Annotated in this window: 14 protein-coding genes; 9 read left to right on the top strand and 5 right to left on the bottom strand. The window is 36.5% G+C overall.

What is annotated here, in order from left to right; translation table 11 throughout:
- Positions 1 to 765 (top strand): Fe(3+) dicitrate ABC transporter ATP-binding protein FecE, encoded by a 765-nt coding sequence (fecE, locus tag A6E06_RS05820; RefSeq protein WP_065593121.1) that lies wholly within the window; start codon positions 1 to 3, stop codon positions 763 to 765.
- 105 nt (positions 766 to 870) lie between these two features.
- On the opposite strand, the gene A6E06_RS05825 is transcribed toward fecE, so the two are convergent.
- Positions 871 to 1,698: a DUF2797 domain-containing protein gene (locus A6E06_RS05825; protein ID WP_065593120.1), complete on the bottom strand. Its 828-nt coding sequence runs from the start codon at positions 1,696 to 1,698 to the stop codon at positions 871 to 873.
- 244 nt (positions 1,699 to 1,942) lie between these two features.
- Here A6E06_RS05825 and A6E06_RS05830 point away from each other — a divergent pair, with 244 nt between their 5' ends.
- The gene (locus A6E06_RS05830; RefSeq protein WP_065593119.1) at positions 1,943 to 3,280 is read left to right on the top strand and encodes a DEAD/DEAH box helicase; all 1,338 of its coding nucleotides are present in this window, start codon (positions 1,943 to 1,945) and stop codon (positions 3,278 to 3,280) included.
- 82 nt (positions 3,281 to 3,362) lie between these two features.
- Here A6E06_RS05830 and A6E06_RS05835 read toward each other — a convergent pair whose 3' ends face one another.
- The 3 genes from A6E06_RS05835 to A6E06_RS05845 form a co-directional block, all read right to left on the bottom strand.
- Positions 3,363 to 3,644 (bottom strand): pyrimidine/purine nucleoside phosphorylase, encoded by a 282-nt coding sequence (locus tag A6E06_RS05835; protein ID WP_065593118.1) that lies wholly within the window; start codon positions 3,642 to 3,644, stop codon positions 3,363 to 3,365.
- Positions 3,645 to 3,705: 61 nt separating this feature from the next.
- Positions 3,706 to 4,524 (bottom strand): phosphate ABC transporter substrate-binding protein, encoded by an 819-nt coding sequence (locus tag A6E06_RS05840; RefSeq protein WP_065593117.1) that lies wholly within the window; start codon positions 4,522 to 4,524, stop codon positions 3,706 to 3,708.
- Between the two features lie 68 nt (positions 4,525 to 4,592).
- Positions 4,593 to 5,390 (bottom strand): AraC family transcriptional regulator, encoded by a 798-nt coding sequence (locus A6E06_RS05845; RefSeq protein ID WP_065593116.1) that lies wholly within the window; start codon positions 5,388 to 5,390, stop codon positions 4,593 to 4,595.
- Positions 5,391 to 5,518: 128 nt separating this feature from the next.
- Here A6E06_RS05845 and A6E06_RS05850 point away from each other — a divergent pair, with 128 nt between their 5' ends.
- Positions 5,519 to 7,234: an SgrR family transcriptional regulator gene (locus A6E06_RS05850; protein ID WP_065593115.1), complete on the top strand. Its 1,716-nt coding sequence runs from the start codon at positions 5,519 to 5,521 to the stop codon at positions 7,232 to 7,234.
- A gap of 73 nt (positions 7,235 to 7,307) precedes the next feature.
- On the opposite strand, the gene A6E06_RS05855 is transcribed toward A6E06_RS05850, so the two are convergent.
- Positions 7,308 to 8,273 carry a coproporphyrinogen III oxidase gene (locus A6E06_RS05855; RefSeq protein ID WP_065593114.1) on the bottom strand — a complete coding sequence of 322 codons (966 nt, stop codon included), beginning with the start codon at positions 8,271 to 8,273 and terminating at the stop codon, positions 7,308 to 7,310.
- A gap of 95 nt (positions 8,274 to 8,368) precedes the next feature.
- On the opposite strand from A6E06_RS05855, the gene A6E06_RS05860 reads away from it, so the two are divergent.
- The 6 genes from A6E06_RS05860 (at position 8,369) to A6E06_RS05880 (ending at position 13,255) form a co-directional block, all read left to right on the top strand.
- Positions 8,369 to 8,620, top strand: a complete 252-nt coding sequence (locus A6E06_RS05860; RefSeq protein ID WP_065593113.1) for a hypothetical protein — start codon at positions 8,369 to 8,371, stop codon at positions 8,618 to 8,620.
- Positions 8,621 to 8,703: 83 nt separating this feature from the next.
- The gene (vxrA, locus tag A6E06_RS05865) at positions 8,704 to 10,149 is read left to right on the top strand and encodes a sensor histidine kinase VxrA (protein ID WP_065593112.1); all 1,446 of its coding nucleotides are present in this window, start codon (positions 8,704 to 8,706) and stop codon (positions 10,147 to 10,149) included.
- Complete coding sequence (locus tag A6E06_RS05870) at positions 10,124 to 10,780, top strand: response regulator transcription factor (protein ID WP_065593111.1); 657 nt, start codon at positions 10,124 to 10,126, stop codon at positions 10,778 to 10,780. Before vxrA ends, A6E06_RS05870 begins: the two co-directional genes overlap by 26 nt.
- Entirely contained in the window at positions 10,780 to 11,697 is a 918-nt protein-coding gene (locus A6E06_RS05875; RefSeq protein WP_255312057.1) for a DUF2861 family protein, read from the top strand. Before A6E06_RS05870 ends, A6E06_RS05875 begins: the two co-directional genes overlap by 1 nt.
- Positions 11,694 to 11,849 (top strand): YoaH family protein, encoded by a 156-nt coding sequence (locus A6E06_RS19540; protein WP_176703434.1) that lies wholly within the window; start codon positions 11,694 to 11,696, stop codon positions 11,847 to 11,849. Before A6E06_RS05875 ends, A6E06_RS19540 begins: the two co-directional genes overlap by 4 nt.
- A gap of 176 nt (positions 11,850 to 12,025) precedes the next feature.
- Positions 12,026 to 13,255 carry a conjugal transfer protein TraF gene (locus tag A6E06_RS05880; RefSeq protein ID WP_065593110.1) on the top strand — a complete coding sequence of 410 codons (1,230 nt, stop codon included), beginning with the start codon at positions 12,026 to 12,028 and terminating at the stop codon, positions 13,253 to 13,255.
- Positions 13,256 to 13,284: the final 29 nt, after the last annotated feature.

Consider the following 13,284-nt stretch of genomic DNA (forward strand, 5'->3'; position numbering starts at 1 on the left):
ATGCTTGAAACACAGAACCTTTCCGTCGCGTACGGCAAACAAACAATTATACCGAACCTTTCGGTTTCAATTCCTAAGGGAAAAATTACCGCCTTAATTGGACCAAATGGATGTGGTAAATCCACCTTGCTAAAAACCTTGGTTAGAATTAATAAACCAATAGCAGGAGATGTACTGTTTGAAAATAAATCGTTATCTACCTATGGTGATAAAATACTCGCACGCTCGTTGTCACTCTTACCACAAATATTGATAAATCCGGAGGGAATTACAGTAAGAAAATTGGTCGAGTATGGTCGCTCTCCTTATGTATCTCACTGGGGAAGATTAGGGCAAGAAGATCAATTAATTGTCGAACAAGCGATGCGCGATACAGGCGTATTTGAGTTTGCAGATAAACCCGTAGAATCACTGTCTGGTGGTCAACGTCAAAGAGCATGGATTGCGATGGTGATAGCGCAAGATACGGATGTTGTGATGCTCGATGAACCAACAACCTACCTTGATATGTCGCACCAAGTTGAATTAATGAATTTGATGCAGCAGATGAATGCCAAAGGAAAAACGGTGGTTGTTGTACTACATGATCTCAATCAAGCGTGCCGATACTGCGATCACTTAGTCGTCTTAGACCAAGGACGCCTCGTTACCGAAGGATCACCCGATCAGGTGCTGACAGAAAATATGCTCAGTTCTGTTTTCGATCTCAAAGCTCGTGTATTTCGTGACCCTATTTCAAATACGCCGATGTGTGTGGCGATTTAGTTTTGGCTAATTATCGGTAATGAATAATCGTTATACGACGTGAATCACGTTTGAGTTGTACTTACCCTCACAGAAAAGATAAGTACAACCGGACTGACTTGAAAGTTACGCTGTCACTGTTACTTCATAAGACCCGAATTTGCGAATATTAATCACTCCGGTATCAAACAGAAGATATTGGCCTTTAATGCCATTTAATACACCCGTAACTTCAGGGTTCTTATCAAAGTTATGACTGACTATTTTGACGGGAAACTCGTTAACAGGGAAGGTAATATCTAGAATGTTTTCGTCCAGTAGTTCAACGGAATCGTTACCGTGCTCTGCTTGAATTTTAGCTATCGCGTCTTCAATTTGTGGTAATAGTTCTAATGCTGCTTCTTTTAGAGCAAGTGGTTCATTATTACCTTTTAGAAGTGTGCGCCAATTGGTTTTATCTGCAATCAGCTTGGCTAATTCAATTTCAACCAAACCTGAAATTAAGCGGTTTTTAACTTTAGCGATAGGTAAGCCCTGCGTAGCCCCTTGATCAATCCAGCGAGTCGGGATTTGTGTATGGCGAGTAATACCAACTTTTAAACTTGATGTGTTTGATAAATAAACGTAATGATCTACAAAACAGTTATCTTCTCCCCATTGAGGCTCACGGCAAGTGCCTTCTGCAAAATGACAGGTTTCAGGTTTCATTATGCACATATCACAACTTGCTAATTTTCTCATGCAAACAAAACAGTGACCTTGTGAATAGCTTTTCTTGGTTTTTTTTCCACAAGAGCAACAAAAGATATTGCCCGTATGAGTTAGGGTGAGCGTTTTACCAATGAAGGCGTTAAGTTCAATTTCTTCATCACCGACAGGTAAACGATATTGAACTTCACCATCAAGCAGTGATGCTCGCATTTTTGCTAGTGTTCCAGTAATTTGAATGCTCATAGACTTTTTCTACTTTCTTTTTATTAGGTTAGGATTTTTATTTGTTAATTATATTGTAGCAAAGTGGTGGGAGAGTATATACCTAAGCAATTCTCTCTGAATTTAGTTCTTTAGTTCAATTAAGCATAGCCGTTCAAATGAAGATTTATATGCAAGGATAAACGACACTTATGTTATAATGCGCCGCATTAGACCAGAATGACTGGTTATTCATCAATAATACTCGAAATCGGAGTGCAAGCTTTTGCAATTTAAAGATTTAGGTTTAGATAATCGCCTATTAAAAAATCTCGCTCACCAGAACATCAAAAAACCAACAGAAATTCAGCGTAAAGCCGTACCTGTTGCGATGGCCGGTAAAGACATTCTTGCGTCATCAAAAACTGGTTCAGGTAAAACGTTAGCGTTTGTATTACCAATGCTTCATAAATCACTGAAATCAAAATCGTTCTCGAAGAATGATCCTCGTGCAGTGATCTTGGCACCAACGCGTGAATTAGCAAAACAAGTTTATACTCATCTCCGTAGTATGTTAGGTGGCTTAAGTTATGACGCAACCTTGATTACCGGTGGTGAAAACTTTAATGACCAAGTAAATGCATTACGTAAATTCCCTAAATTTATCGTAGCAACACCAGGGCGTTTAGCTGATCATTTAGAGCATCAATCTTTGTTCTTAAATGGCTTAGAAACGCTAATTCTTGATGAAGCAGACCGTATGCTTGATCTTGGCTTTGCTGAGCATTTACAAAAAATCCATAAAGCAGCAAACCACCGTCGTCGTCAAACATTAATGTTCTCTGCAACATTAGACCACGACGCAGTGACTCAGTTTGCTGGCAATATGCTTGATAATCCTAAATTTGTTTCTGTTGGTTTATCAACAGATGAGCATACGGATATTACGCAAAGCTTTTACTTGTGCGATCATTTAGATCATAAACAAGCATTGTTAGATAAAATCATTGAAACAGAAAAATATTTCCAAATCATGATTTTTACAGCGACTCGCTCTGACACTGATCGTTTAACCGAGCGACTTAATGAGCGTAAGCTTAAAGCAGTAGCACTAAGTGGTGACATGAACCAAACCGCTCGTAATAACATCATGAGTCAGTTTGAACGTCGCGCACATAAAATTCTAGTTACGACGGACGTTGCTTCTCGTGGTTTAGATTTAACTAGCGTAACTCACGTTATCAACTTCGATATGCCAAAACATATGGAAGAATACGTTCACCGTGTTGGTCGTACTGGTCGTGCTGGTAAAAAAGGGACAGCAATCTCTTTAGTTGGTCCAAAAGACTGGGAAAGCTTTAAACGTATAGAAAACTTCTTACAGAAAGAATTAACGTTCTCTGTATTTGAAGATCTAAAAGGTAAATTCAAAGGTCTTGTACCTAAGAAGAAACGTACGTTTGTTAAGAAAGACGACGCGAAGAAAAATACAGCAAAACGTGGAACTCATAAACCAAAGGCTGCTAAGAAACGTGATAATTCATTCCACACAAATGTGGCAGTGGGTGATCAAGTATTTATGCCAAAGAAAAAGCCAAAAACATTGGTTGTTGATGACGAATAAAATAAGTATTTATTTTAGATAAAAAAATGGCTAATGAGGTATCTCATTAGCCATTTTTGTACATTACATCATTAATATGAAATTATAAGTATTCACATAAGTAAGCGGTTTCAATGCTCACTTTCACATCGAAAGATGAATTGCCTTCAACTGAAAAACTCTCTCCTGAAGAAAATACAACCCAATCAATGTCTGTAGTACGTTTGATTTCTAACGCGCCAGTAACGACTGTCATTTTCTCTGCAGCATTTGTTCCAAATGTGTAGTTACCTGGTAACATAACGCCTACAGAAATAGCATTGCTATTTTGTTCAAACCCAATTGATTTTACTTTATCTTCAAAATAGCTATTTACACTTAACATGACGCATCCTTGTAATTAAATTCAATTTAACAATAGGTTATTCATTGTTTTTTTTCAACTGTTACTTTACATAACCTAATGATTGAATTTTTTGGATAGACGAATCAGAGTTCATATAAGAAATGAATTCATTAGATTGTGTCGATAGCTCATCATTTTTGAAAACAAATAAGAAGGGACGAGAAAGTGGATATTTATTGTCAATAATAGCTTGGGCTGTTGGCAGAATATTATCGATTGTAACAATATGCAGTTGAGCAAGATCGCCAATAGAACCGGCAGATGTATAACCAATAGCGTGGGGGTTACGAGCTACGATACTTTTCACCATACTTGTCCCATTCACTACAATTGCGTTTTTGCTGATATCTGAAACCGTAAACGAATTTATCTCTTTAGTTAATCCTAAATTGTTCTCAAATGAAAATCGAGACCCGGATGCTAACTCTCGAGTTACGACTGCAATTTTTTTATCTTCACCACCGACTTCTTTCCAGTTTGAAATATCGCCGTGATAAATCTTCCAGATATTTTCAGCCGTAAGATTTTTAATTGGGTTTTCAGGGTGTACAACAACAGCAATAGCATCATAGGCGATGAGTTTTGAAGAAAGAGTTTCTTTTTCTGTATCGGATAGTTGCCTTGAACTAATAGCAAGATCAACAGCGCCAGTGTTTAGCATAACGATGCCAGCACTAGAACCAATACTTTGAAGATCAATATTATGCTCAGAACTATGATTATACTGCTCAATAAAAGGTTCTAATAAGGTTGATACCGACGTTGAACCTGCGACAGTTGTATTGGAATTTGCAGCCATTACCGTTGAACTAAGCAGAACGGTTGCCATAAGGCTAGTGTAAGATAACGCTTTAAACATGATCTAGTCTCGTAAAGAAAAAAAACATAATAAAACGAGAGTATTACATCTCTGTGACATTTATTTATTTAAGCGTGTATTTGTTCTCTAAATTCTTTTGGCGTCATTTTTGTTACGGCTTTGAAAGTGGTGCTAAAATGGGCCGCTGTTTTAAATCCAGTTTCGTAAGCTATTTCCGTTATTGTTTTTCTTGTAACTCTAAGCTGTGTTGCTGCGTGGTTAATTCGTTTTACTTTAACTAAATTTGCAAACGACAATTTATCTGATTGAAGTTTTCGCTTTAATGTTGATGAAGACATACCTAATTTAGGAGCAACGGTATCAATAGTTAAATCGGACGCAATATTTTGCTCTACATAACGAATTAATTGCTGAGATATTGTTAAGACTGAAATTCGATATATAAAATCAAGTAATTCAGGATGCAGATTAACCATTTCACTTAAAATAGTTAAGGTCATGAATTCAACAGTATTCGGAGAGGGATTATCAGCTAATTGTTCTTTTAATATAGTAAGAAGAGAAACAAGATGACGATCTGATTGGTTGAATTTAAACGATTCTCGAGTTGAGCCTATGTGATCTTCAGCGTTAGTATAGCTTATAAATCGTTGGAAAATAGAATTGTCAATAACAAAGGATTCAGCCGTGAAATTACCTGTTGAAGTTGAAATATCAATTTTAGATATATCACCAGAACTATAAAGTAGAAAATCACCACCAGTAAGAGTGATGGATTCTCCCATTTTATCTTGGTACATCAATTCACCAGACTTAACTAGAAAAATACCGTTACGAACGACAGGATAACGATCAGATTTTCTTCTCATATGAGAAGTGAATTCATGTAATTGAACTGGGATCATCTTGAATTTCCTCTTAAATACTCAAAATTTAGTGTAAACTTAGTTATTGAAAAATCAAGAGCATAAGCTCAAAGTCTCAATGTTTGAGTTCATATTAAGACTTATATCAACCAAATGAACGGTGCTTTATGGGTAGTCCACGTTTACGTACACAATTTGAAAAATTGCATAAGCATTATCATCGCAGCTCTGCTGGAGTTCAAATCGATGACATTGCTGACTTATTATGCTGTACTCGTCGAAATACTCGTATGGTTCTTAAAAAAATGTCTGATGAACAATGGATTGTATGGCGTCCAGCGGTTGGGCGTGGAAAAAGTTCGATCTTAGAATTTATTTCAACACCTGATCATGTTTATTCTGCATTAGCAAAACGAAGTATTGAAGATGGTAAACTTGATGTTGCATTAGAAATTTTAGATGGCAACCAAGATGCATTGCTTGAGCTTATCCATAATGTGCTTGGTGTTTCTCATGAAAAGGGGAAACAAGTTGTAAAGCTTCCTTATTATCGTCAACTTCATATTCTTAAACCTGCATTAGCGATACGTCGCTCAGAGCAACATTTAGTCCAACAAATCTTTAATGGATTAACTCAGTGGAATAAAAGAGGAGATATCGAAGGGGATATCGCTCATCATTGGGAAATGTTAGCTCCTACGCACTGGCGCTTTTATATTCGCCCAAGCGTGAGCTTTCATGATGGTAAACTACTGTCTTTTGAAGATATTAAAGAGACATTCCTTTCATTAAGATCTAACTTTGTATTTAAACATATCAAAGAGATTGTTAGCCCTAATCTTAATGTGATTGATTTTTTATTAGATAAAGATGATCACTATTTTGACTCAAAATTAGCGCAGTTTAATGCGAAGATCATTCCTGCATCAGTACATATTGCGCAAGATTATAGCCGTTTACCTATTGGTACCGGGCCATATAAAGTGAGTGAAAATACAGAAAAGAAACTCATCCTTGTCGCTAACGAGAACTATTTTGGTTATCGACCATTAATTGATTCTGTCGAAGTTTGGATCTTACCTGAAGTCGCTCCAATTCAATTGAAGTTGGGATTGGAGGTGTACGAAAATTCAGAACTATCTCCAACAACCGCTTATGGCGAAAAAGTTGATGTGGATAGGGGATGTAGTTACATTCTATTTAATCGAAAATCAGGCTTACCTCAAGATGAGAATTGGAAGACTTACTTAACTCAAACAATTACGCCATTATTGTTATTAAGTGAGCTAGAAAATGCAAATATGAACGGTATCGGTCTTTTTAATGCGTATGGATTACTGCCAGGTCTACAACATTGTTTAAATAGACCGCAGAAAAAATGTGAAATTCCAAATAAAGGAAGCGTTGTACATTTAGGTTATGAGAATGAGCATCCATTGTACCCGTTGCTTGGAAAAATCATTAAACAGAAATTAGCGAATGATGGCATTGTATTAAAAGTACACCCATTTGAGACGCTCGATCTTCTTGATGAAGAAAAAACAGCAAATATAGATATTTGGCTGCGAGGTATGAGCTTAGGAACACAATGTCCTGAAGCATTATTATCATGGTTATTTGCGTTTAATGAAATTGAACGTGTTATGCCAGAAGATGATTTTAACCATATTTCGTTGTTGATTGAAGAATGGCAATCTTCACCTCAGCGATATTTCCCGGTAAATGAAATATGTCGATATCTAGTTGATTGCGGCCAAATAACGCCATTATTCCATGGGTGGATGGGCATAAGTGAAGATGTAAATAACAGTATTCAAAACGCATCATGTAATGGATTAGGGTGGTTTGATTTCAATACTGTTTGGATAAAACCCAATATATAGTTATTAAAAAGAAAAAAGCCAGCAATAGCATCAATTAGTATCACTGGCTTATTTCTATCAACTAAAAGAGTCGTTATTTTTCATAGAATCTACGTACAGCTTGAGCTAACTTTGCTTTTATATCTGGGGTTATTGAACAAATACTTTGCTTTGGTAATACGTTTAACAACTCAGATACTAATGAGTTAATTGGTTCAGGAGAGACCGACTGCCATTCTTCTAATAAATCACGATTAATGTGAGACGGCAAAGAACCTAATGTCCCAACATCATTTTGGTTATGTACTAACAAACCGGCAGTGGTTCCTTTATCTAAAGTGAGTACCTGATATAAATAAAGAGTGTGGTAATTCAATTGTTGCTGTATCTGCTCGCTTGTTGGCGGAACAGCCATAATAATATGTGAAGTCAAAAGGTGACAGTAAGTATTGATGACTTCAATAACAAATTGATGCGCAAACTCCGTTCCATCTGTATTTATTGGGTTAAATGCTTCTAAGTAAAAATGACTTACACCTCTGCGCTTATTTAACGTCGGAATATCAAAATATTGATTACCAAGCCTTGTTCCTTCAGAGTAATACTCCTTTGTTGCCACTTTTAATGTTTGATCGAAGTACTCTTTATCGTCTTTATCGAAATGGGATGGATTAAGGTCCGCCATTATTCTCCAATAACTTGTTCCATCCTTTAAAGCCGTCCAACTTATATGTATGTGTATAGAAGGAGCAAGAGGATGCAATGGGTGAATGATAGTAGAAAGAGCGGTAGCGCTATTATAATGTTTGTCTTTTACATCTTCATAATGGATTTGAGATACGTTAATTGACGCTCGATTGAATAACCCACCTCCGACTGATTCAAATCGCTTCCCTCCGCCATGAATTCCTTCATCTCGTAGCCATTCTATCTCTGAAAATTCTGTAGTAGCATTAATTAGATTGCTTACTTTGCTCAGTTCCATTTTAAAATAGGATTGAACCTCAGTAAGGCACGTTAATACTTTTTGAGCATGAGGGTGTTGAGCGTAATTTCGCATGAAAATCCTATGAGGTACAATAAACTAAAAAGACACAAGGATTTGAGTGTAAAATAAAATACTTATTGATAGCAACCAAAGAGCAAAAATTATCGATGGCAAAACCAAATAAGAAAGGGCCAACAACAACGGTACAAATTTATTGCTCTAAATGCAGAACGTTACTTTATAAGTATCGCAAAGGAGGGAAAGGCGCTTTAGTTAAATGCTTTATTGAACGCATTGTTGAAAATCATACAAAAATAGCATGCTCGTGCCCTGAATGTGGCGTTACTTTTGCTCGGGAAACATTAATAAGAGGGATCCCTGCATATAAAATGATTGGTGGGAAGGTAACAATGAAGTGAGATAAACTGTTCGTATTCTAACTAATTTATAATATACTGAATAAATTGATCTTTATTTTTACTGTATTTAATAGGATTCTCTGTTGATAGATAAACGCTTGTTATTTTCATTGTTGTTGGTAATTAGCTTCCCTTCATATGCGGTGAGTTTAGCAACAAAGATCGATAGCTTTAAAAAAGCATTTAAAAAAGAGCAAGCAACCGAAATATATGACATTCGCTTGATACAAAAAGAATATCCCACAGTATTATTGTCACCTGATACGCTTTTGCCACAAACAGCGTCGTATCCTTATAGCCAATTACAAAAATTATACAAAAATGCACAAACGTGTACTGGACCATGGCCGGTGAGTCCATTGGTTGGCGAGCCATTAGTTCTGATCCGTGCGCTATGTAAAGGAATAAAACTGCCCACGAATTGGTTTGCTCGCTCTGGAATGATACACCCAGGTGGTGGTTCTTACGCATATCGATATGTGCAAGCTCACCCTAATAGATTGACTCAATTAGAGCCTTATATGCACATAAAAGAAAGAGCATTAGGGGCAGAAGGAACATTACTACATCATTTACAAGACATGGATGATACAGCGATAAGAGCCATTATTAGTGGTTCTGATACGATTATTGCCGACAAACTTTTATGGATAAGAAAAGGCAGTCGATATTATTTATATCCATTGAGCTTAAAACAAAAGAATTTAGATAAATTTGAACTTGATATGGCAGAGTTTAAACAAGGAGATAACTGCTACGTACGCAACGGTAATGTGTGCTGGCAGGAAGAGAGTAACTCGAAGACTCTTTTTTATAGTGTCTTAATCTTAGTGTTTGCAAATTTATGCTTAGCTGTGGGTTGGGGTATCTCTCAATGGAACGGCAAGCGAAGAGAAATGAAAAGTCGAATGTTAGTATTGCAAATATTAACACATGAATTAAGAACGCCAATTGCGAGCTTAGGACTCACCGTTGAAGGTTTCCGACGACAGTTTGAATCATTACCTGAATCTCTCTATGACGAATTTAGACGTTTATGTGAAGATTCTAGAAGATTGCGCCAATTGGCAGAGGCAAGTAAAGACTATTTACAATCAGACGATAAAGGCTTTGCAACTGAATGGATCCCATCGGTTGAAGAGTGGCTCAGTTACCGTTGTATGGAGTATCGCCAACCAGTACAATTTAAAATAAATAAAGACTCAGCAATAAGGGTAAATATCTACTGGCTGGGAAACTGTATAGATAATTTAATAAGTAACGCACATAAATATGGGGTTCAACCTGTCATTTTAAGTGTTACAGTTGAAAATAAAAAATTAAAAATTGAAGTCATTGATGGCGGTCAATTAACAAAAGCAAATTGGAAAGAATTAAAAACCCCTTTTGTTAGTAAAGCAGGGTTAGGTTTAGGCCTAACGATTGTTGAATCAATGATCAAAAGAATGGGAGGCACCATGACTCTTCAGGGGCCACCAACAACTTTTATACTGGAGATACCTTGTGAAACAGACAATCCTACTTGTTGAAGATGATAAAAATTTAGCTGATGGTTTAATCGTTAGTTTGGAAGAAGCGGGATATCATTGCCTTCACTCAGAAAATGCAACAAATGTATCAGGTCTATGGGCTGATGCTGATATTGTTATTCTTGATCGTCAGTTACCTGAAGGGGACTCATTAACTTGGTTACCTCAATGGAAACAAATTAAAGACATCCCAGTCATTCTATTAACGGCATTAGTTTCTGTAAGAGATAAAGTGACAGGTCTAGATTCTGGGGCAAATGATTATTTGACGAAACCTTTTGCGGAAGCTGAATTATTAGCGCGTTTAAGAGCCCACTTGAGATCGCCTGAATCGGAAGAAATAAAAACCAAATTGGTTGTTGGACATCTATCAATAGATACTTCGACAAGAGATGTTATTAATTCAGGTGACAGCGTAACGCTAACTAGGACCGAATTTGACCTATTGCTCTTTTTAGCAACCAATTTGGGTAAAGTATTTACTCGAGATGAGTTGCTTGATCAAGTATGGGGTTATAACCATTTCCCAACGACACGAACGGTTGATACTCACATTCTTCAATTACGTCAAAAGATTGTAGGAATTGAGATTGAAACTCTTCGTGGTGTTGGCTACAAAATGAAAGCGTAATGATGAATTTGTTTCAACAAAAAATAGCTACTGTTCTGATTGGTTTTTTTTGTTTAACTCATTTTCCTCTAGCGCATTCAGCGGATTGGTTTAATGAACAATCTGCTCTTTTTTCTGCGCATAAACAATTTCTTGAAGGTCAAACACTAAAAGGATTTAGTACTTCAATCGAAGTGTTGCAAAGCACAACAGATAATAACGTTATTCAAAATATTGATAAATTGATGGGCGTTGCAATTTCAGACAGTTGCGGTCGTGACTTATCAACAATTGTAATTCCTAAATGGTTAACATCATTAAGTGTTCAAAGGATGGTAATTCAAAGTCCTGGCCGATTACATCACCGCTTGATGGTTCAATTTGACAGTAAAAAAGAGATATTCTCCTTATCATTTATTAAGTGGCCTGATGAAGAGCTTCTTATTAATCCATCGATCAGAAAAATACCGACTCAAGATGAATCGGTGACGCAGTATATTTATGGGAGTGACTCCCTTAATAACCGAGTCAAGAATGGATTATATAAGCTCATAATTACCGCAGATGATAAAGAAAAGACGCAATGGGAAACATGGATAGTACTTAGTACACCTAAAACGGAAATGACGGTGTCTTGGTTAGGGAAAGAAAAGTGGAAGACAACGCAAACAGGTTTGCTTAACTCTAACTGCCCATTACCCGAAATGTCTGTTGGGATTTATGACCATCAAGATAATGAATATATAAAATTATGGGAAGAATCGTATGAGGAAAAGTTTCCTAAAAGCTTACCTTCTACGAATGTTTTACCCGGAAGCTATATTTTGAGTGTATCATTTAACCATAAGCGCTTCCAAGGGCCCATTTCGATTCAAGAAATACAAGCAATAACTAAAGTCATCAATTTTGATGGACTAGAAAATGTAGAGAGAAACTGATGTTAGATGTACCAACGTTAACTCATGAAGAACAGCAGAAAGCAGTAGAAAAAATCCAAGAGCTAATGCGTCAAGGTGTTAGTAGTGGCGAGGCTATTAAAATGATTTCAGAACAAATCAGAGCAGAAATAGCGGAAAAAGCGAAGAAATAAAATAAAAATCGAGATCTTAGTATCTCGATTTTTTATTTATGAATAAAACGACTACGATTTCACACCAAGCTACCGTCCTTTATATTTAAATACTTCTATAAATATCTAGTTTTTCCTAAAGTTACGACCAACAAAGTCGATAAAGGGTTAACTATCTTTTATTAAGTTTATAAAAAATGAAACAGTGGATAAAAATTGGCTTACTATCGTACAGCGCAGTGATGTCAACTCAATTACATGCGACTAACTACAGTGTTGATGGTCGAATTGATGCAATGGGTGGGGCTGGTACTGCGTCAGCTGATTATTTGACTGGTGTTTTTTATAACCCCGCATTGATTGCTATTTACAGCCGAAAAGATGATGCAGGTTTATTATTACCAAGTTTTGGTCTTCAGGTTGTTGATAAAGACAACATGGTTGATGATCTTGATAAATTAATAAGTGCTTACGATAAGATAGATGTACCTGGTGCGACAAAAGCACTGTCTGATTTATCGGGTGATACGGCACAAATTCAATTAGGCGCTGCAATTGCATTTGCGATTCCAAATCGATACTTATCTATGAACTTTTATGCAAAAACGTCATTAGAGTCTGTTGCTATTGCTGATGTAGAAAGTCAATCTTATGGTACTTTACCTGATCCTGCATTGGCGGATCTGCTGGATATATCATACGCAACTGTCGATGCAGCTGCTATTGGTATTACAGAAATTGGTGTCGCTTTTGCTGGATATACGAATTTTTTAGGGCAAAATCTAACTATTGGTATCACCCCTAAAATTCAACAAAGTTACACGTTTAATTACAGTGCATCTGCTGTTGATTTTAAATTTGATGACATTAAAGATAATTATGAAACCGGCGAAACCAATTTTAATTTTGATGTTGGTGCCGTGTGGTTTCATGGACCGTGGCGATTCGCTCTTGCAGGTAAAAATTTAATATCTCAAGAGATTAAAACAAAAGAATCATCAATAACGGTAGGGTTGTCTGATGCTGAAATAGGTCAACTTATCGGAAACTCAGCTTATACCGGTGGGCCAGGAAAACAAACTCGCATAACTCAATATACGTATAATATGGAACCAATCTATACGGCGGGTATTGCTTTCATGACTAATTATTTTATTTTGACCGCTGATGTTGATCTCAATGAACAAGAACGTTTTGTTGAGTTAAACGATAATATGCAGATGCTAAGAGTTGGTGCTGAATTTGATTTATTGTATCAAATTCAATTACGTGGTGGTTTTAAGAAAGATTTAGTGGGTACATACGATGATGCATTTACCGCAGGTATTGGTTTCTCACCGTTAAACATGTTCCATCTTGATTTAGCTGCAATCTATTCAGTAGATTCAACGTATGGTGTATCTGTCAATATGGCTTACGAATACTAAATCTGTAATAATGGTACTACCTTACATCA

The sequence above is a fragment of the Aliivibrio sp. 1S175 genome, from assembly GCF_001690985.1.
In the GTDB taxonomy this organism is placed as follows: Bacteria; Pseudomonadota; Gammaproteobacteria; order Enterobacterales; family Vibrionaceae; genus Aliivibrio.